The sequence below is a fragment of the Caulobacter hibisci genome (assembly GCF_016135805.1).
GTDB lineage: Bacteria > Pseudomonadota > Alphaproteobacteria > Caulobacterales > Caulobacteraceae > Caulobacter > Caulobacter hibisci.
The window spans coordinates 18459-36029 of sequence record NZ_JADWOX010000004.1; the positions used below are offsets into that span (position 1 = coordinate 18459).

The 17571-nt window shown below is 68.6% G+C and carries 16 protein-coding genes; 10 read left to right on the top strand and 6 right to left on the bottom strand.

Translation table 11 applies throughout. The features are described 5' to 3' along the window. The first annotated feature begins 160 nt into the window (after nt 1–160). Nucleotides 161–2542: a penicillin-binding protein 1A gene (locus I4Q42_RS07815; protein WP_198575509.1), complete on the top strand. Its 2382-nt coding sequence runs from the start codon at nt 161–163 to the stop codon at nt 2540–2542. Between the two features lie 119 nt (nt 2543–2661). Then, nucleotides 2662–3784, top strand: a protein-coding gene (prfB, locus tag I4Q42_RS07820; RefSeq protein ID WP_198575510.1) for a peptide chain release factor 2 whose coding sequence is annotated in 2 segments (ribosomal slippage) — nt 2662–2730 and nt 2732–3784 — 1122 coding nt in all. Because the reading frame shifts where the segments join, the coding sequence is not laid out codon by codon here. Between the two features lie 80 nt (nt 3785–3864). Here prfB and I4Q42_RS07825 read toward each other — a convergent pair. From I4Q42_RS07825 to tyrS, 4 genes are all read right to left on the bottom strand, one after another. Further along, a complete protein-coding gene (locus I4Q42_RS07825) occupies nt 3865–4362 on the bottom strand; it encodes a bactofilin family protein (RefSeq protein ID WP_198575511.1) in 498 nt (165 codons plus the stop codon). Beyond that, nucleotides 4343–5494, bottom strand: coding sequence for a M23 family metallopeptidase (locus I4Q42_RS07830; RefSeq protein WP_198575512.1), 1152 nt, complete (start codon nt 5492–5494; stop codon nt 4343–4345). Before I4Q42_RS07830 ends, I4Q42_RS07825 begins: the two co-directional genes overlap by 20 nt. Before the next feature lie 226 nt (nt 5495–5720). Beyond that, nucleotides 5721–6185, bottom strand: a complete 465-nt coding sequence (locus I4Q42_RS07835; RefSeq protein WP_198575513.1) for a peroxiredoxin — start codon at nt 6183–6185, stop codon at nt 5721–5723. Between the two features lie 76 nt (nt 6186–6261). Then, nucleotides 6262–7593 carry a tyrosine--tRNA ligase gene (gene tyrS / locus I4Q42_RS07840; RefSeq protein ID WP_198575514.1) on the bottom strand — a complete coding sequence of 444 codons (1332 nt, stop codon included), beginning with the start codon at nt 7591–7593 and terminating at the stop codon, nt 6262–6264. A 193-nt stretch (nt 7594–7786) separates the two neighbouring features. Between tyrS and I4Q42_RS07845 the strand changes: the two genes are divergently transcribed. Next, nucleotides 7787–8890: an anhydro-N-acetylmuramic acid kinase gene (locus I4Q42_RS07845; protein ID WP_198575515.1), complete on the top strand. Its 1104-nt coding sequence runs from the start codon at nt 7787–7789 to the stop codon at nt 8888–8890. Between the two features lie 148 nt (nt 8891–9038). On the opposite strand, the gene I4Q42_RS07850 is transcribed toward I4Q42_RS07845, so the two are convergent. After that, the gene (locus I4Q42_RS07850; protein WP_198575516.1) at nt 9039–10319 is read right to left on the bottom strand and encodes an NAD(P)/FAD-dependent oxidoreductase; all 1281 of its coding nucleotides are present in this window, start codon (nt 10317–10319) and stop codon (nt 9039–9041) included. 166 nt (nt 10320–10485) lie between these two features. Next, the gene (locus tag I4Q42_RS07855; protein ID WP_198575517.1) at nt 10486–11139 is read right to left on the bottom strand and encodes an alpha/beta hydrolase; all 654 of its coding nucleotides are present in this window, start codon (nt 11137–11139) and stop codon (nt 10486–10488) included. Nucleotides 11140–11334: 195 nt separating this feature from the next. Between I4Q42_RS07855 and I4Q42_RS07860 the strand changes: the two genes are divergently transcribed. From I4Q42_RS07860 to I4Q42_RS07890, 7 genes are read left to right on the top strand one after another with little or no spacing between them, the layout of a single operon-like run. Further along, nucleotides 11335–11787 (top strand): Rrf2 family transcriptional regulator, encoded by a 453-nt coding sequence (locus I4Q42_RS07860; protein ID WP_198575518.1) that lies wholly within the window; start codon nt 11335–11337, stop codon nt 11785–11787. After that, nucleotides 11784–12920, top strand: a complete 1137-nt coding sequence (locus tag I4Q42_RS07865; protein ID WP_198575519.1) for a cysteine desulfurase family protein — start codon at nt 11784–11786, stop codon at nt 12918–12920. Before I4Q42_RS07860 ends, I4Q42_RS07865 begins: the two co-directional genes overlap by 4 nt. Then, nucleotides 12920–14389: a Fe-S cluster assembly protein SufB gene (gene sufB, locus I4Q42_RS07870; RefSeq protein ID WP_198575520.1), complete on the top strand. Its 1470-nt coding sequence runs from the start codon at nt 12920–12922 to the stop codon at nt 14387–14389. Before I4Q42_RS07865 ends, sufB begins: the two co-directional genes overlap by 1 nt. Continuing rightward, nucleotides 14386–14583: an Imm27 family immunity protein gene (locus I4Q42_RS26580; protein WP_198575521.1), complete on the top strand. Its 198-nt coding sequence runs from the start codon at nt 14386–14388 to the stop codon at nt 14581–14583. The genes sufB and I4Q42_RS26580 overlap by 4 nt, the downstream gene beginning before the upstream one ends. Beyond that, nucleotides 14583–15332 (top strand): Fe-S cluster assembly ATPase SufC, encoded by a 750-nt coding sequence (sufC, locus tag I4Q42_RS07880; RefSeq protein WP_198575522.1) that lies wholly within the window; start codon nt 14583–14585, stop codon nt 15330–15332. The genes I4Q42_RS26580 and sufC overlap by 1 nt, the downstream gene beginning before the upstream one ends. Continuing rightward, nucleotides 15329–16354, top strand: coding sequence for a Fe-S cluster assembly protein SufD (gene sufD / locus I4Q42_RS07885; RefSeq protein ID WP_198575523.1), 1026 nt, complete (start codon nt 15329–15331; stop codon nt 16352–16354). The genes sufC and sufD overlap by 4 nt, the downstream gene beginning before the upstream one ends. Then, entirely contained in the window at nt 16351–17571 is a 1221-nt protein-coding gene (locus I4Q42_RS07890; RefSeq protein WP_198575524.1) for an aminotransferase class V-fold PLP-dependent enzyme, read from the top strand. The genes sufD and I4Q42_RS07890 overlap by 4 nt, the downstream gene beginning before the upstream one ends.

Below are 17571 nucleotides of genomic sequence, written 5' to 3' on the forward strand. Positions count from 1 at the left end.
TATCCCTGACACCCCGCTTGGGTCGCCCGGACAAGCCGGGCGATGACCTTTTGGAAGGGGCAAGCAGCGGGCAGGGGCGTTGGCGCCTCGCCCGATGCGGGTTACAGCCATCCTTGAATGATTTGAGCGCGCGACCCTCGCGCGGCTCGACGGAGGCCGTGTGGACTTGAAGCCCGCCGAAAGATGGATCGCCATAGCCGGCGTCGCGGTGCTGTCGACGATCGCGGTGGCGGGGTTCGCCATCGCCATCTACGCCGCCTGGCTGTTCCACGACATGCCCGACGCCGGCGAGCTGCAGGACTACCGTCCGCCGACCGCCACGCGCGTCTATGCCTGGGACGGCACCCTGATCGGCGAATACTCCAAGGAACGCCGGATCTTCGTTCCCTACGACCAGATCCCGCCGCAGCTGGCTCAGGCCTTCATGGCCGCCGAGGACCGCAACTTCTTCAAGCACGGCGGCGTCGACGTGGGCGGTTTCTCGCGCGCCATGCTCAAGAACGTCGGCAACGCCATGCGCGGGCGGCGGCTGGAAGGCGGCTCGACCATCACCCAGCAGGTCGCCAAGAACGTGCTGCTGACCAGCGACGCCACGGTTGGCCGCAAGTTCAAGGAAGCGATCCTGGCCCGCCGCCTGGAACAGTCGCTCGACAAGCAGCAGATCCTCGAGCTGTACCTGAACGAAATCTGGCTGGGCTATCGCTCGTTCGGCGTCGGCGCGGCCGCCTACAACTATTTCGGCAAGTCGCTGCCCGAGCTGTCCCTGGCCGAATGCGCCTATCTGGCGGCCCTGCCCAAGGGGCCGGACAACTACCATCCGATCCGCAACAAGGCCAAAGCGAAGGCCCGCCGCGACTGGATCCTGGGCCAGATGGCCGAGCTGGGCTGGGTCAGCCGGGCCGACGCCGACAAGGCCATCGCCGAGGACCTGGTCGTGCAGTCCGCGCCTAAGCGCGCGGCCTATCGCGACGCCGACTACTTCGTCGAGGAAGTGCGCCAGCGGGGCATGGCCACGCTGGGCCCGCGCCTGAACGAGGGCGGCTACTACATGCGCACCACGCTGGATCCGACGCTGCAGACCGCGGCGCGGGTTTCGCTGATGGACGGCCTGGAGCACTACGATCGCCGCCACGGCTGGCGCGGGGCCTGGGGCCATGTCGAAAGCCTGGACGAGGGCTGGGAGAAGGCCGCCCAGGCCAAGCGCCCGCCGGCCGAGCGCCGGGGCTGGCGCGCGGCCGTGATCACCTCGGCTGGCGGCGGCGTGCGCCTGATCAAGGACGAAGGGCAGGGGGCCCTGGCCGGCGAGGACATCACCTGGGCCAAGGCCGGCAAGGGCCTGAAGGTCGGCGACCTGGTGTTCGTTGAGCAGGTGGAAGGCACCTCGACCTATCGCCTTAAGCAGGTTCCGGCCGTCAACGGCGCCCTGGTGGCCATCGAGCCCTATACCGGCCGCGTGGTGGCCCTGGTCGGCGGCTATTCGTTCTCGCTGTCGAACTTCAATCGGGCGACCCAGGCGATGCGCCAGCCCGGCTCGTCGTTCAAGCCGTTCGTCTACGCCACGGCCCTGGAGAACGGCTACACGCCCGCCAGCGTGATCCTGGACAGCGCCATCACCTTCAAGGGCGCCAACGGCCAGGACTGGAGCCCGGAGAACTACGAGAAGAAGTTCTACGGCGCCCTGCCGCTGCGCAAGGGCCTGGAGCGGTCGATCAACGCCATGACCGTGCGCCTGGCCCAGGGCGTGGGCATGAAGAAGATCATCGACATGGCCAAGAAGACCGGCGTGGTCCAGGACATGTCGCCGGTGCTGGCCATGGCCCTGGGGGCGGGCGAGACGACTCCGTTCAAGATCACCTCGGCCTATGCGCCGTTCGCCAATGGCGGTCGCCGCATCGAGCCGCACCTGATCGAGCTGGTGCAGGACCGCGAGGGCAAGGTGATCTTCCGCGCCGACAAGCGCGACTGCCCGCGCTGCACCGCCGGTTTCGGCGGCGACGAGAGCCCGCGGGTCACCGCGCCCGGCGAGCAGGTTATGGACCCGGTCACGGCCTATCAGGTGACCTCCATGCTGCAGGGCGTGGTCCAGCGCGGCACGGCTGCCTCGGTCAGCCAACTGGGCTATCCGCTGGCCGGCAAGACCGGCACCACCAATGAGTACCGCAGCGCCTGGTTCATTGGCTATTCGCCCAACCTGATCGTCGGCGTGTTCGTCGGCTATGACGACAACCGCTCGCTGGGCGAGGGGGAGACGGGCTCGCAGGACGCCGTGCCGGTGTTCATCGACTTCATGAAGGTGGCCCTGAAGGACCAGCCGAAGACCGAGTTCAAGCCGCCCAAGACCGCCAAGTTCGCCATGGTGCGCGGCGTGCGCGAGGCCTTCCGTCCGGGCACCGAGCCCAAGGTGGCGGTCCCGGCCGCGACCGGCGGTCCGGTCTCCTACGGCGACGCCTGGCCCAACGGCGTGCCGACCGGCCAGCCTTCGCCGTCCGAACAGCCGCCCAGGCAACAGCCGAAGCAGCCGGACATCAGCGGGCTTTACTGACGATAGAATCCGGCGCGGTTGCGCCGACTCATTCTTGAAGCAAGTGGAGCCGGCGCGGTTGCGCCGACTCCGGGCGCGGGCTATGTCCCGCGCCCTTACTTTAGTCACGGAGTTACGTGATGAGACCGGATGTCGAGGCCGCCGCGGCCGACATCGAGCAGTCCGTTGGACTGCTCAGGAGGCGTCTTTGACTGGGATGTCGCCCTTAGAAAACTCGATGAACTGAACGCGCGGGTCGAAGACCCGACGCTGTGGGACCGTCCGTCCGAGGCTCAGGCCGTCTCCCGCGAGCGCGCCAACCTGGCCGCCAAGGTCGAGGCGGTGCAGAGCATCATCCGCGACGTCAAGGACGCGCTCGAATACGCCGAGCTTGCTGAGATGGAGTCGGACGAGGACACCCTCAACGACGCCCGCGCTCAGCTGAAGGCCATCAAGGAACGCGCCGCCCGCGCTGAACTCGAGGCCCTGCTGTCGGGCGAGGCCGACGGCAACGACGCCTATATCGAAATCAACTCGGGCGCCGGCGGCACCGAGTCGTGCGACTGGGCGGGCATCCTGCTGCGGATGTACACCCGCTGGGCCAACGCCCACGGCATGACCACCGAGCTGGTCGAAGAGACCGACGGCGATCAGGCCGGCATCAAGTCGGCCACGCTGCTGGTCAAGGGCGCCAACGCCTATGGCTGGCTGAAGACCGAGGCCGGCGTGCACCGCCTGGTGCGCATCAGCCCCTATGACAGCAGCGCCCGGCGCCACACCTCGTTCGCCTCGGCCTGGGTCTATCCGGTCATCGACGACACGATCGAGATCGACATCAATCCGTCCGATGTGCGCACCGACACCTACCGGGCTTCCGGCGCCGGCGGTCAGCACATCAACAAGACCGACTCGGCCGTCCGTCTGACGCACATTCCGACCGGCATCGTGGTGGCCTGCCAGGCCGGCCGCTCGCAGCACCAGAACCGCGACGAAGCCTGGAAGATGCTGCGCGCCCGGATGTACGAGGCCGAACTTCAGAAGCGTGAAGCCGCCCAGCAGGCGCTGCACGACCAGAAGACCGACATCGGATGGGGTCACCAGATCCGCTCGTACGTCCTGCAGCCGTACCAGATGGTCAAGGACCTGCGGACCAACGTCGAGACCTCCGACACCGCCGGGGTTCTGGACGGCGACCTAGACGCCTTCATGGGCGCCTCGCTGGCCCAGCGGGTCGGCGCGACCCGGGACGCTTCCGAGGGCTGAGGCCCTCGGGCGCCGCCTGAAACGACGAACGCCCCGGAGCGATCCGGGGCGTTTTTCTTTGTGGCTCAGGCTTGGCGGCTTCAGCCGACCGGCCGCGCCGTCAGGGTTAGGTCGGCGACCGGCGCCGGAGCGACCGCTACGGGGGCGACCTGCGGCGGGGCCTGACGCTGGAACTTCAGGCTACGGCCCTGGAAGAAGGCGCCGGTTTCCATGGCCAGCTGCTCGTGGGTGATGTCGCCGTCGACATAGGCCGTGCCGTAGAGGCGCACCTGCTTGGCGGTGACGGCGCCGACCACGCGCCCGCGCACTTCCACGACCTCGGCGTAGACGCCGCCCTCGACATGGCCGGTCTCGCCGACGGTCAGGCGGCCGACGCGGACGTCGCCGCGCACCACGCCGTCGATCTGCAGCTCGCCGTCGCCGTTGACGCCGCCCTCGATGGTGATGTCCGACGAGATCAGCGAGGCCACGCGAGGCGGGGCCTTGCGGGCCGTCTCGACCGGCGGCGCGGCCGGCGTCAGGGGCAGGGGCTCAATCTGGGGCGGGGTGCGCGACCCCTTAACCGGCTTGCTGAACATACTCGCCTGCCTTGAGGAAACGGTTGGGGTTCTGGGCGCGTCCGTTGACCCAGACCTCGTAATGGAGGTGCGGGCCGGTGGAGCGGCCGGTGGAGCCCATGGCGCCGACGCGCTGGCCGATCGAGACGCGCTGCCCCACGCGCACGGCAATGGCCTGCAGGTGGGCGTAGCGGGTCTTGAAGCCGCCGCCATGGTCGATCTCGACGGTGTTGCCGTAGCCCGAGCGCACGCCGGTGAACGAGATGACGCCCGGGGCCGTGGCCATGATCGGCGTGTAGAAGGCGCCGGGGAAATCCAGGCCCGAATGGAAGGCTGGGCGATGGGTGAACGGGTCGAAGCGGACGCCGTAGCTGCTCGACAGGGCCGGGTTCGAGGTCGGCCGGTAGAAGGGCAGGCGCTGGGCGGCGCTGGACAGCGAGCGCATGTCCGACATGTCGCTGGCGGCGCGATGGATGCGCGAGGCGAACTCCTCATCGACGTCGAGCACGGCGGCCAGGGCGCGGGGGTCCTTGGCCTCGATCAGCGGGCCGCCCAGGGCTGCGCCGCGGCCGGTGAAGCTGCCGGCGTCGAGGCCGGCCATGCGCATGGCCAGGCGCAGGCGCTCGGCCCGGCTCTTGGCAAAGCCTTCGGCCGCGTCGATCAGGCGCTCCTGGTCCATGCGGGTGGCCTGGATGCGCTCGACCGGCGAGGCGTCGGCGAGGACGGGCTTGTTGACGGCCAGCGCCTGGGCGGCGCCGGGCGCGCCCTTGAAGTCGCTGACCAGCATGGCCAGGGCCGCGTGGCGCTTTTCGACCGACAGGGCCAGTTCGTCGAGCGAGCCGCTGGTGGCCGACAGCTGCGCGACGGCGCTGTTCAGGCGCGCCTGACGGTCGGCGTTGAGGCGCTCGTAATAAGCTTTTTGCTTGAGAACGAGCTGGTCGCTCTCGCTGACGGCCAGGGCGTTGACCATCATCGCCGCGGTGCACACGCCCATCCACAGGGCCGCGCCGGCGACGCCGGCCGCGCAGGCCAGCTGCTTCTTCGTGGAAAGCACGTATCCGCGCATCTCGCCGCCCGAGCGGACGTACAGATGCCGTTCCGGAAACAGACTTTCGAGGGTCTTACGCAGGCGTTGGAAACGCGCGATCGCCATGGCCTAGGAAACCCCCGTTTTCAAGGTCCTGGCGATATGCAACGAGAAAACGGGAACGTGCAAGACTCTTCGCACCTGCGAAGGTGCGGAAAGGTCAAGTTTCGACCATGCGTCCGTTCCGATTAACGCCGCATGAACGGATTGGCTACACGCGACGCGGGAGTCGTTGCGGAAAAGCGAGGCCTTGCGGCGCCGGCGCCACAGTATCGCCGGTCGCGTGGACGCCTCAGCCCTTCAGGGCCTGGGCCGACTTCAGCACCGCCTTGACGTGGTTGGGCACTTTCACCTTGCGCCAGACCTCGCGGACCACGCCTTCGCGGTCGATCAGGAAGGTCGAGCGGTCGATGCCCATGTACTTGCGGCCGTACATGCTCTTCTCGACCCACGAGCCATAGGCCTCGACGGTCTCGCCCAGGGTGTCGGCGGCCAGCTCGACGGTCAGGTCGTGCTTCTTGCGGAATTTGCCGTGGCTGGCGGCGCTGTCCTTGGAGACGCCGACGATCACGGCGCCGGCCTTGGCGAACTCCTCGACCTCGGCCGAGAACTGCAGGGCCTGCGAGGTGCAGCCGGTCGTGTCGTCCTTCGGATAGAAGTAGAGCACGACGGCCTTGCCCTTCAGGCCGGCCAGGCTGACGCGGCCGGTGTCGGTGGGCAGGTCGAAGTCGGGGGCCTTGTCGCCGGGGCTCAGCATCGCACTCTCTCCAACATTACTTAGGCCAACATCAAACGGGCCCCGGACCGGCCGAGCCGGACCGGGACGCTACATCTCAGACCGGCTTGACCAGCACGATCTTCTTCTTGCCTTGGCTCAGCTTGACCACGCCGTCCACGAGGTCGGCGTTGGTCACCAGGCGGTCGCCGTCCTTCTCCTGGGCGTCGTTCAGGCGCAGGCCGCCGCCCTGGGCCAGGCGACGGGCCTCGCCGCGCGAGGCGGTCAGGCCGATGTCGGTGGCCAGCACCGCCAGGGCCACGCCCTCGGCGAGCACCGAGGCGGCGATCTCGACCGTCGGCAGGTCGGCCGACAGCTGGCCCTGCTCGAAGGCCTTCTCGGCCGTGGCGCGCGCCGTCTTGGCCGCCTCCTCGCCGTGGACCAGGCGGGTGGCCTCGTCGGCCAGCACCTTCTTGGCGTCGTTGATCTGGGCGCCCGGCAGTGCTTCCAGCTCGGCGACCTTGTCCAGCGGCAGGTCGGTGAACAGCTTCAGGAAGCGGCCCACGTCGGCGTCCTCGGTGTTGCGCCAGAACTGCCAGTAGTCGTAAGGACTCAGGGCGTCGGCGTTGAGCCAGACGGCGCCGGCGGCGGTCTTGCCCATCTTGGCGCCCGAGGCTGTGGTCAGCAGAGGCGTGGTCAGGCCGAAGGCGGCCTTCTGGTCGACGCGGCGGGTCAGCTCGACGCCGTTGAGGATGTTGCCCCACTGGTCCGAGCCGCCCATCTGCAGCACGCAGCCGTACTTGCGGTTCAGTTCCAGGAAGTCGGTGGCCTGCATCAGCATGTAGTTGAACTCGAGGAAGGTCATCGGCTGCTCGCGCTCGAGCCGCAGCTTCACCGAGTCGAAGGTCAGCATGCGATTGATCGTGAAGTGCACGCCGTAGTCGCGCAGGAACTGCACGTAGCCGAGCTTCGAAAGCCACTCGTCGTTGTCGACCATCACCGCGTCGGTCGGGCCGTCGCCGAAGGTCAGGAAGTTGGCGAACACCTGCTTGATGCCGTCGATGTTCGACTGGATCTGCGCGTCGGTCAGCAGCGGGCGCTGGGTGTCCTTGAAGGTCGGATCGCCCACGCGGGTGGTGCCGCCGCCCATCAGGACGATCGGCTTGTGGCCGGCCTGCTGCAGGCGGCGCAGCATCATGATCTGGATCAGGTGGCCGACGTGCAGGGACGGGGCGGTGGCGTCGAAGCCGATGTAGGCGGTGATGGCGCCGGTCGCGGCGGCCGCATCCAGCTCGTCCGGATGGGTGATCTGGTGGATGTAGCCGCGGCTCTGCATCGTCTGCAGGAATTCGGACTTGAAGCTCTGCGGCGCGGCGGACATGGCTCGACTCTCTGTATCGCTGGCCCGCGCGTCTAGCACGGGCGAGGGGCTCTGTGGCGAGGGTTTCATCGGTAGTCTCCTTCGGCGTTCGCCGGAGACGTCGTCGAAGGGGAGGGGACGCATCGCCGGCCAGATGGCGGTGCGTCGACATGACCGGTCGTGCGCCCGCTAGATCAGCGGGCGATAATAGGCTCGGGTACGGAGGGCCTTGGCGGTCATGGGGTCTAGCTAGCCGACCGGCGGCGTGGCAGTCAACGGACCCATGCGTATTCTGGGATTCATGACCGGCACCTCATTGGATGCGGTCGACATGGCGGTGCTCGACACCGACGGCGAGACGATCCAGGGCTTTGGGCCCGCGGGCGAGCGCAAGCTGCGCGAAGAGACCCGCGACCTGCTGCTGGTGACCACCGAGATCGCCCGCGGCTGGCCGCGCGACAGGCCTGAGCCGGAGATCTTCGCCGAGGCCGCCCGCGCCGTCGCCGACGAGCACCTGTGGGCCGCCGAAAGCTTCCTGGCCGAGCACGGCCTGTCGTGGAGCGAGTTCGACCTGCTGGGCGTGCACGGCCAGACCGTGCTGCACGAGCGGCCGACGCCCGATCGGATCGGCCGGACCGTGCAACTGCTCGACGCCGAGCGCCTGGCCAAGGCGACGGGACGACCCGTGGCCTTCGACTTCCGCACCGCCGACGTGGCTGCGGGCGGGCAGGGGGCGCCGCTGGCCCCGATCTATCACCAGGCCCGCGCCCTGGCCTCCGGCCTGGCCGCGCCGGTGGCGGCGCTGAACATCGGCGGGGTGGCCAACATCACCCTGGTCGAGGCGGACGGCACGCTGCTGGCCTTCGACACCGGCCCCGGCAACGGCATGATCGACCTGATGTTGCAGGAGCGGGGCCTGGGCCGCTTCGACGAGAACGGCCGACTGGCCGCGGCGGGCAAGGTGGACGAGGCGATCCTGCAGCGGTTCCTGGCCAGCAGCTACTTCGCCGGTCCCGCGCCCAAGTCGCTGGATCGCTACGACTTCCCGCTCGACCTGGTCGAGCCGCTGTCGGCCGAGGATGCGGCGGCCACCCTGGTGGCCTTCACCGCCGAGGCTGTGGTCAAGGCCTTCGACCACGGCGCGCGACCCAGCGCCCTGATCGTCTGCGGCGGCGGGCGTCGAAACCCGCAGATCATGAAGGTGCTGACCGAGCGCTGCCCCGTGCCGGTGAAGACTGCCGAGGACTACGGCTGGCGCGGCGATGCGATCGAGGCCGAGGCGTTCGCGTATCTGGCCGCCCGCACGGCGCGGGGGCTGCCGATCAGCTTCCCGGGGACGACGGGGGTGGGAGCGGCGATGACGGGGGGCAGGATCGTCAATCCGTGATCCTTCTCCCAGAGGGAGAAGGTGGCGCGAAGCGCCGGATGAGGGGTTAGGGACTGAAGACGGCGTGCCGGCACGCCGGTTGATGGCGTAACCCCTCACCCTCCCACGCTGCGCGTGGGCCCCTCCCTCTCCCTCTGGGAGAGGGGACCTAGTGCAGCTTTAGCCGCCCCGCCACGCGCTGTTGCAGCAGCCGCGCCAACGCCAGCAACGCGGTCTTGGTCACGCCGAGGATGGCCTTGTGGTGGGCCAGGTGCAGCGAGACATAGAACCACTTGGCCACCAGGCCCTCGATGAAGAAGTTGGGGCCGCCGAGGCCGCCCATCAGGGCGCCGACGCCCTTGTTCTCGCCCAGCGACACCAGCGAGCCGAAGTCCTTGTAGACGTAGGGCTCCTCGACCCGCGCCTGGCGCAGGCGGGCGAGCAGGACCTTGGCCAGGTAGCTGGCCTGCTGGTGGGCGGCCTGGGCGCGGGCCGGCACCAGCTTGCCGTCCTTCCACGGGCAGGCGGCGCAGTCGCCGAGAGCCCAGATGTCCGGCGCGGAGCTTTCCAGCCGCTCGTTGACGACGAACTGGTTGAGGCGGTTGGTCTCCAGGCCCAGCGCCGCATTGCTGTCGGCGGCCTTCACCCCGGCCGCCCAGACGATCAGGTCGGCGGGGATGTCGCCATGGCTGGTCTCCAGGCGGTCGGCGTGGACGGCCAGCACCTTGGCGCCGGTGCGCACCCGCACGCCCTTGCGCTCCAGGGCGACGGTCGCCTGGGCCGAGGTCTTGTCGGGCAGGCCGCCCAGGATGCGCGGCGCGGCCTCGACGATGGTGATGTCGAGGCGGAAGCGCTGCTCGGCGCCGAGGGCGTCCAGAAGCGCGCGATGGGCTTCCAGCAGTTCGGCCGATAACTCGACGCCCGTGGCGCCGCCGCCGACGATGGCCACGCCCATGGTCCGCTCGGGCGCGAACGAGGCCTTCATGAAGGTGGCCAGCAGGCGGGTGTGGAAGGCCTCGGCGTCTTCGGTGCGCTCCAGCAGGTGGGCGGTCTCCGCGCCCGGCGTGCCGAACAGGTTGGAGCCGCTGCCGATGGCCAGCACGCCCCAGGTGAAGGTGATCGAGCGCTCGGGCACCAGCACGCCACCGTCCGGCGAGGCGATCGGCTTCAAGGTCAGGCGCTTGGCGGTCGGGTCCAGCGCGGCCAGGTCGCCGAGCAGGAAGCTGAAATGGTTGGCGCGGCCGAGGATCGAGTAGGACAGGCCTTCCTGGTGAACGTCCAGCGTGCCGGCGGCCACCTCGTGCAGGGTCGGCTTCCAGATGTGGAAGCTGGAGCGGTCGATCAGCAGGATCCGCTCCTTCCCGGCCCGGCGCCCCAGCTTGCGGCCCATCTGCGCGGCCAGTTCCAGCCCGCCCGCGCCGCCGCCGACGATCACGATGTCATAGTGCATGGGCCGGCCGCTCCGATGATAGCGATAACGGTGGTTTTAGGGGGTGATGTCGAGTCTGTCTCGCAGATGCGAGAGGTGAAGCGCCGTCAGGGAAGGGCGGAAACGAAAAAGCCCGCCCTCGTCGCCGAGAGCGGGCTCTAAATTCCAGGCAGAAAGCCTCCAACCCCTACGGGATCGGGTTGGCTTCCAGGCGCTTGTCGAGATAGCCGCCGACGGCCTGCTCGACGCTGGGCAGGTGCTCGGCCCAGAAGTGGGTGGCCTTGTCGACGACTTCGTAGTCGATGACGATGCCCTTCTGGGTGCGCAGCTTGGAGACCACGCGCTCGACCTCGACGGGCGGCACGACGGTGTCGGCGCCGCCGGTCAGGATCAGGCCCGAGGCCGGGCAGGGGGCCAGGAAGCTGAAGTCGTACATGTTGGTCGGCGGCGACACCGAGATGAAGCCGTCCGTCTCCGGGCGGCGCATCAGCAGCTGCATGCCGATATAGGCGCCGAAGCTGTAGCCGGCGACCCAGGTCTGGGCGGCGGCCGGGTTGTTGGACTGCAGCCAGTCCAGCGCCGTGGCCGCGTCGGCCAGTTCGCCGATGCCGCTGTCGAATTCGCCCTGGCTGCGGCCGACGCCGCGGAAGTTGAAGCGCAGGGTCGCGAAACCGCGCTTCATGAACAGGTGGTACAGCTGCACCGACACCGGGTGGTTCATGTGGCCGCCGGCCTTGGGGTGCGGGTGCAGGATCAGCGCGATGGGCGCATTGTCCGTCTTGCCCGGCGAATAACGGCCTTCGATGCGGCCCGCTGCGCCGGTCAAAATCACGTCAGGCATTCAGTTCCCCGTCACAAAAAGGGGCGACGACGGGTGTCCTCCCGCACCGAAAAGGCGCATGGAATACTTGACCGCCGCGCTTGGTCTTCCTAAATCCGCATCGCGTAGCGGCGCCCTGACGGGCGCGGCGCGAAGTCGCGGCTTGTAGCATACGCAAATGCGGTTGCGCGGGGAATCTGCAAGGGAGAGCGCCTGATGCGCCTGAGCACGAAGGGACGTTACGCCGTGATGGCCATGACCGACCTCGCCCGCAAGCAGGACGAGGCGGAGGGCCGCGCGGTGGCCCTGGCCGAGATCGCCGCCCGCCAGCAGATTTCGCTTTCCTATCTCGAACAGCTCTTCGCCCGTCTGCGCCGCAAGGGGCTGGTGGTCAGCGCCCGCGGTCCGGGCGGCGGCTATCGCCTGGCGGCCGACGCCCGCGCGACCCGAATCTCCGACATCGTCATGGCCGTGGATGAGCCCCTGCGCGCCACGCGCTGCGGCGTGGGCAAGAGCGGCCACAAGGGCTGCATGGCCGGCGGCGCCAAGTGCCTGACCCACGACCTGTGGGAAGAGATGGGCCGCCAGATCCATAGCTACCTGGCCTCGGTGACCGTCGCCGACGTTCTGGAAGGCCGCCTGCGGCCCGAGGAGAAGGTCGCGGCGTGACCAGCAAGCCCGCCACCTATCTGGACTACAACGCCACCGCCCCGATCCGCCCCGAGGCGCGGGACGCGGTGCTGCGCGCCTTTGAGCTGGCCGGCAATCCAAGCTCGGTGCACGCGGCCGGCCGCGCCGCCCGCGACGTGGTCGAGACGGCTCGCAAGGCGGTCGGCGAACTGGTCGGCGTGGTCGCCGGCTCGGTCACCTTCGTCAGCGGCGGCACCGAAGCCAACGTCCTGGCCATCGACAGCGCCGTCGCTTCGGGCGTCAAGCGCATCGTGGTCAGCGCCATCGAGCACGACGCCGTGGTCGAGACCGCCGCCGCCAGCGGCGTTTCCGTCTCCGTGCTGCCGGTCGATGCGGACGGCGTCGCGGATCTCTCCAAGCTTTCCGAACTGCTGGCGGGCGAGGGCCGGACCCTGGTCTGCCTGATGCTGGCCAACAACGAGACGGGCGTGATCCAGCCGGTGGCGCAGGCTTCGGCGATCGTGCGCGCAGCCGACGGCCTGCTGCATGTCGACGCCGTGCAGGCGGCCGGCAAGATCGCCATCGACTTCTCCGCCCTCGGCGCCGACACCCTGGCGCTGTCGGCCCACAAGATCGGCGGCCCGCAAGGCGTCGGCGCGCTGGTCGCCGGCACGCGGGCCAATGTCGTGCGTCGCCAGCATGGCGGCGGCCAGGAGCGGGGCCGCCGTGCGGGCACCGAGAACGTCGCGGGCATCGCCGGCTTCGGCGCGGCTGCGGTCGCCGCCCTGCGGGACTTGCCCCAGGCGGCCGATCAGGGCATTTGGCGCGACGCCTTGGCCCAGCGGGTCAAGGACGCTGGCGGCGTAGTGCTCGGGGAGGGCGCTGCTCGCCTGCCCCAGACTCTTTGTTTGGCCGCCGAGGGCTTCGCCTCGCAGGTCCAGGTCATGAACCTGGATCTCGCCGAGGTGATGGTCAGCGCCGGCAGCGCCTGCTCGTCGGGCAAGGTCAAGGCCAGTCGCGTGGTCGAGGCCATGGGCCGCTCCGATCTCGCCCCCTTCGCGCTGCGCGTCAGCGGCGGTTGGGCGAGCACGGAAGCGGATTGGATTGTGTGCGGCGACGCCTGGCTCGCCGCCTGGAAGCGTATCGGCGCCCGTCGCCGGGAGGTGGCTTGATGGCCGCGGTCAAGGAAACGATCGACACCGTCGCCGCGCTCGAGAAATACGAGCACGGCTTTACGACCGATATCGACCAGGAGTTCGCCCCCAAGGGGCTCTCCGAGGACATCGTGCGCTTCATCTCGGCCAAGAAGGACGAGCCGGCGTGGATGCTGGAATGGCGCCTGGACGCCTATCGTCGCTGGCTCGAGCTGGATGAGCCGGACTGGGCCAAGGTCAGCTACCCGAAGATCGACTACCAGGACACCTACTACTACGCCGCGCCGAAGACCAAGGAAGGGCCCAAAAGCCTGGACGAGGTCGATCCCGAGCTGCTGGCCGTCTACGAGAAGCTGGGCATCCCGCTGAAGGAGCAGGCCGTGCTGGCCGGCGTCGAAGGCGCGCCGCGCTACGCCGTGGACGCGGTGTTCGACAGCGTGTCGGTGGTTACCACCTTCAAGAAGGAGCTGGCCCAGGCCGGCGTCATCTTCTGCTCGATGAGCGAGGCAATCCGCGAGCACCCGGAACTGGTCAAGCAGTACCTGGGCAGCGTCGTGCCGACCTCGGACAACTATTTCGCCTGCCTCAACAGCGCTGTGTTCAGCGACGGTAGCTTCGTCTACGTGCCGCCGGGCGTGCGCTGCCCGATGGAGCTGTCGACCTATTTCCGGATCAACGCCAAGGATTCCGGTCAGTTCGAGCGCACCCTGATCATCGCCGACAAGGGCGCCTACGTCTCGTACCTGGAGGGCTGCACGGCCCCGATGCGCGACGAGAACCAGCTGCACGCGGCCGTGGTCGAGCTGGTTTTGCTGGACGACGCCGAGATCAAGTATTCCACCGTCCAGAACTGGTACCCGGGCGATCCGGAGACCGGCAAGGGCGGCATCTACAACTTCGTCACCAAGCGCGCCGACTGTCGCGGCGACCGCTCGAAGGTGTCGTGGACCCAGGTCGAGACCGGATCGGCCATCACCTGGAAGTATCCCTCCTGCGTTCTGCGCGGCGAGGGCTCGTCGGGCGAGTTCTACTCGATCGCCGTGACCAACGGTCATCAGCAGGCCGACACCGGCACCAAGATGATCCACCTGGGCGCCAATACGAAGTCGCGGATCGTCGCCAAGGGCATCAGCGCCGGCAAGTCGACCAGCACCTATCGCGGCCTGGTCTCGGCCCACCCCAAGGCCAAGGGCGCGCGCAACTTCACCCAGTGCGACTCCTTGCTCATCGGCAAGACCTGCGCGGCCCACACCGTGCCCTATATCGAGGCCCGCAACGGCCAGTCGGTGTTTGAGCACGAGGCCACCACCACCCGCCTGTCGGACGACCAGCTGTTCTACTGCCAGCAGCGCGGCCTTTCGCAGGAAGAGGCCGTGGCCCTGCTGGTCAACGGCTTCGTCCGCGACGTGCTGCAGCAACTGCCTATGGAATTCGCGGTGGAGGCTCAGAAGCTGGTGGCGATCAGCCTGGAAGGAAGCGTCGGGTGACGGCTTCGGCGCCTTGGGACGGATTTATACAACTGGCGACCGCCGAAGGCGGATGGTCGGTGCTCTATCGCGACCCGAAGGATCGGAGCCTTTGGGAGCGTACCTATCCGCACAGCGAAATGCATGGCGGAGGCCCCGCCCAATTTGAACCGGTCGCTGAAGACGAAGCTTTGAGAAAGTACGGGCGAAGCTAATGCTCTCTATCCAAAACCTCCACGCCCGCGTCGAAGCCAAGCCGATCCTGAAGGGCGTCACGCTCGAGGTGCCGGCCGGCGAGGTGCACGCCATCATGGGTCCGAACGGCGCCGGCAAGTCGACGCTGTCCTACGTGCTGAGCGGCCGCGGCGGCTACGAGGTCACCGAAGGGACGGCGAGCCTGAACGGCGAGGACCTGCTGAGCCTGGAGCCCAACGAACGGGCGGCCAAGGGCGTGTTCCTGTCGTTCCAGTATCCGCTGGAGATCCCCGGCGTGCCGGCCCTGACCTTCATCCGCACGGCCGTCAACGCCCAGCGCCGCGCCCGCGGCGAGGACGAGATCGCCGCGCCGGCCTTCCTGAAGCTGGCCAAGGAAAAGGCCGCCGCGCTGAAGATCGACTTCGAGATGCTCAAGCGCGGCCTGAACGTCGGCTTCTCGGGCGGCGAAAAGAAGCGGATGGAAATCTTCCAGATGGCGATGCTGTCGCCGAAGTTCCTGATCCTCGACGAGACGGACTCGGGCCTCGACATCGACGCCCTGAAGATCGTCTCGGAAGGCGTCAACGCCTTGCGTTCGCCTGAGCGCGGCATGCTGGTGATCACCCACTACCAGCGCCTGCTCGACTACATCAAACCCGACCGCGTGCACGTGCTGGCTGCCGGCCGCATCGTCGCCTCGGGCGGCCCGGAACTGGCCCTGCAGCTGGAAGCCGAGGGCTACGACAAGTACGCCGGGGCTGCCGCGTGAGCCTTTCCACCGCCCTGAAGACCGGCGACGTCACGGTCCTGCCGTCGCGCCGCGACGAGGACTGGCGCTGGACCGACCTGCGCGGCCTGATCCGCGTGCTGCCCGAGCCCGCGCCGAAGTTCGACGGCGAGGTCGCGGCCGGTCCGTTCGCGGGCCTGGCCGACGGCGAGATCCTGTTCGTCAACGGCCGCCATGTGGCCACGAGCGGGCAGGGCGACGTCATCGCGCTGCGCTTCGTGGCGGCGACCGACAAGGCCTCGCAGGCCGCGTCCTATGCGGTCGTGGTCGAGCCAGGCGCCAGCCTGACCTTGCTGGAAAGCCATGAAGGCCGCGCCGCCGGCTACGTCTCCGACGTCTCGCTCGACATCGCCGTGGGCGAGGGCGCGAGCCTGACGCGCATCGTGCTGGTCGGGGACGAGGCCGAGGCGGTGAACGTCGTCACCGCCCGGATCGACCTTGCCGCCGGCGCGAGCTTTTCCCAGACCGTCCTGACCGGCGGCGCCCGTCGCCAGCGGTTCGAGACCCATGTCGCCCATCCGGGCGCCCATGCCGAGGCTCGGCTGGACGGGATCTATCTGCTGAACGGCCAGCGCCATGCCGACCAGACCACCGTGGTCACCCATGGCGGCGTCGACGGCGTCACCAGCCAGCTGACCAAGGGGATGGTCGCCGACCAGGCCCGCGGCGTGTTCCAGGGGCGGATCATCGTCCAACCCGGCGCCGACCAGACCGACGCGCGGATGGGCCATCATGCCCTGATCCTGTCGGACAAGGCCGAGATCGACGCCAAGCCCGAACTGCTGATCTTCGCCGACGACGTCTCCTGCGCCCATGGCAACACCATCGGCGCCCTGGACGAGGAAGCGGTGTTCTACGCCCGCCAGCGCGGCATTCCCGAGCTGGAGGCCCGCGCCATGCTGACGGAGGCCTTCGTCGGCGAGGTGGTCGAGCGCATCGAGCACGCCGGCGCCCGCGAGATCGCCGCCGCCTGGGTCGCCAAGCAGCTGGGGCGCAGCGAATGACGACGACCTTCGACGTCGAGGCGATCCGCGCCCAGTTCCCGATCCTGTCGCGCACCGTGCACGGCAAGCCGCTGGTCTATCTGGACAGCGCCGCCAGCGCCCAGAAGCCCGACGCGGTGCTGGACGCCATGATGGGCCTGGCCCGCACCTCCTACGCCAACGTCCATCGGGGCCTGCATACGTTGGCCAACGAAACGACGGAAGCCTATGAAAAGGCGCGTGAAACCGTCGCCCGCTTCATCAACGCCGACGTAAACGAGATCGTCTACACCAAGAGCGCCACCGAGGCGGTAAACCTGGTGGCCGATACCTTCGGGCGTTCCCTGAAGGCCGGCGACGAGATCATCACCTCTGAGATGGAGCACCACGCCAACATCGTGCCGTGGCACTTCCTGCGCGAGCGCTACGGCGTCGTGCTGAAGTTCATCCCGGTGCTCGACGATGGCCGGCTCGACATGGAGGCTTATCGGGGCCTGCTGTCGGAAAAGACCAGGATGGTCGCCGTCACCCACATGTCGAACGTGCTGGGCACGGTCAACGACGTGGCGGAGATCGTGCGCCTGGCCCACGCGGCCGGCGCGCCGGTGCTGCTCGACGGCTGCCAGGGCGTGGTCCACACCAAGGTGGACGTCAAAGCCCTGGACGTCGATTTCTACGTGTTCAGCGGCCACAAGCTGTACGGCCCCACCGGCATCGGCGTGCTGTATGGCAAGGCCGAGCGCCTTGCCGCCTTGCCGCCTTACCAGGGCGGCGGCGAGATGATCGGTTCGGTCTCGCTCGACAAGATCACCTATGCCGACCCGCCGCACCGCTTCGAGGCCGGCACGCCGGCGATCCTCGAGGCCATCGGCCTGGGCGCGGCGATCGAGTGGCTGAACGGCATCGATCGCGATGCGGCCCTGGCCCACGAGCACGCGCTGTACGACCGGGTCGCCGCGCGCCTCGAAGGCGTCAACGGCATCCGGATTCTCGGCACGGCGCCCGGCAAGGGCGCGGTGATGAGCTTCGTGCTGGAAGGCGCCCACGCCCATGATGTGGCCCAGGTGCTGGACCGCTACGGCGTCGCCGTGCGGGCCGGAACCCACTGCGCCGAGCCGCTGGCGAAAAGGTTTGGGGTGACGTCGAGCGCCCGGGCCTCTTTCGCCCTATATAACACTGAGGCCGAAGCCGACGCGTTCGTGGACGCGCTGGACAAGGCCCGCAGCTTCTTCAGTTGA

Excerpts from the sequence above, each read along its gene's own strand:
- I4Q42_RS07825 (WP_198575511.1), bottom strand. The coding sequence starts at position 4,362 with ATGTTCAGCAAGCCGGTTAAGGGGTCGCGCACCCCGCCCCAGATTGAG.
- I4Q42_RS07830 (WP_198575512.1), bottom strand. The coding sequence starts at position 5,494 with ATGGCGATCGCGCGTTTCCAACGCCTGCGTAAGACCCTCGAAAGTCTG.
- I4Q42_RS07835 (WP_198575513.1), bottom strand. The coding sequence starts at position 6,185 with ATGCTGAGCCCCGGCGACAAGGCCCCCGACTTCGACCTGCCCACCGAC.
- tyrS (WP_198575514.1), bottom strand. The coding sequence starts at position 7,593 with ATGAAACCCTCGCCACAGAGCCCCTCGCCCGTGCTAGACGCGCGGGCC.
- I4Q42_RS07845 (WP_198575515.1), top strand. The coding sequence starts at position 7,787 with ATGCGTATTCTGGGATTCATGACCGGCACCTCATTGGATGCGGTCGAC.
- I4Q42_RS07850 (WP_198575516.1), bottom strand. The coding sequence starts at position 10,319 with ATGCACTATGACATCGTGATCGTCGGCGGCGGCGCGGGCGGGCTGGAA.
- I4Q42_RS07855 (WP_198575517.1), bottom strand. The coding sequence starts at position 11,139 with ATGCCTGACGTGATTTTGACCGGCGCAGCGGGCCGCATCGAAGGCCGT.
- I4Q42_RS07860 (WP_198575518.1), top strand. The coding sequence starts at position 11,335 with ATGCGCCTGAGCACGAAGGGACGTTACGCCGTGATGGCCATGACCGAC.
- sufB (WP_198575520.1), top strand. The coding sequence starts at position 12,920 with ATGGCCGCGGTCAAGGAAACGATCGACACCGTCGCCGCGCTCGAGAAA.
- sufC (WP_198575522.1), top strand. The coding sequence starts at position 14,583 with ATGCTCTCTATCCAAAACCTCCACGCCCGCGTCGAAGCCAAGCCGATC.
- I4Q42_RS07890 (WP_198575524.1), top strand. The coding sequence starts at position 16,351 with ATGACGACGACCTTCGACGTCGAGGCGATCCGCGCCCAGTTCCCGATC.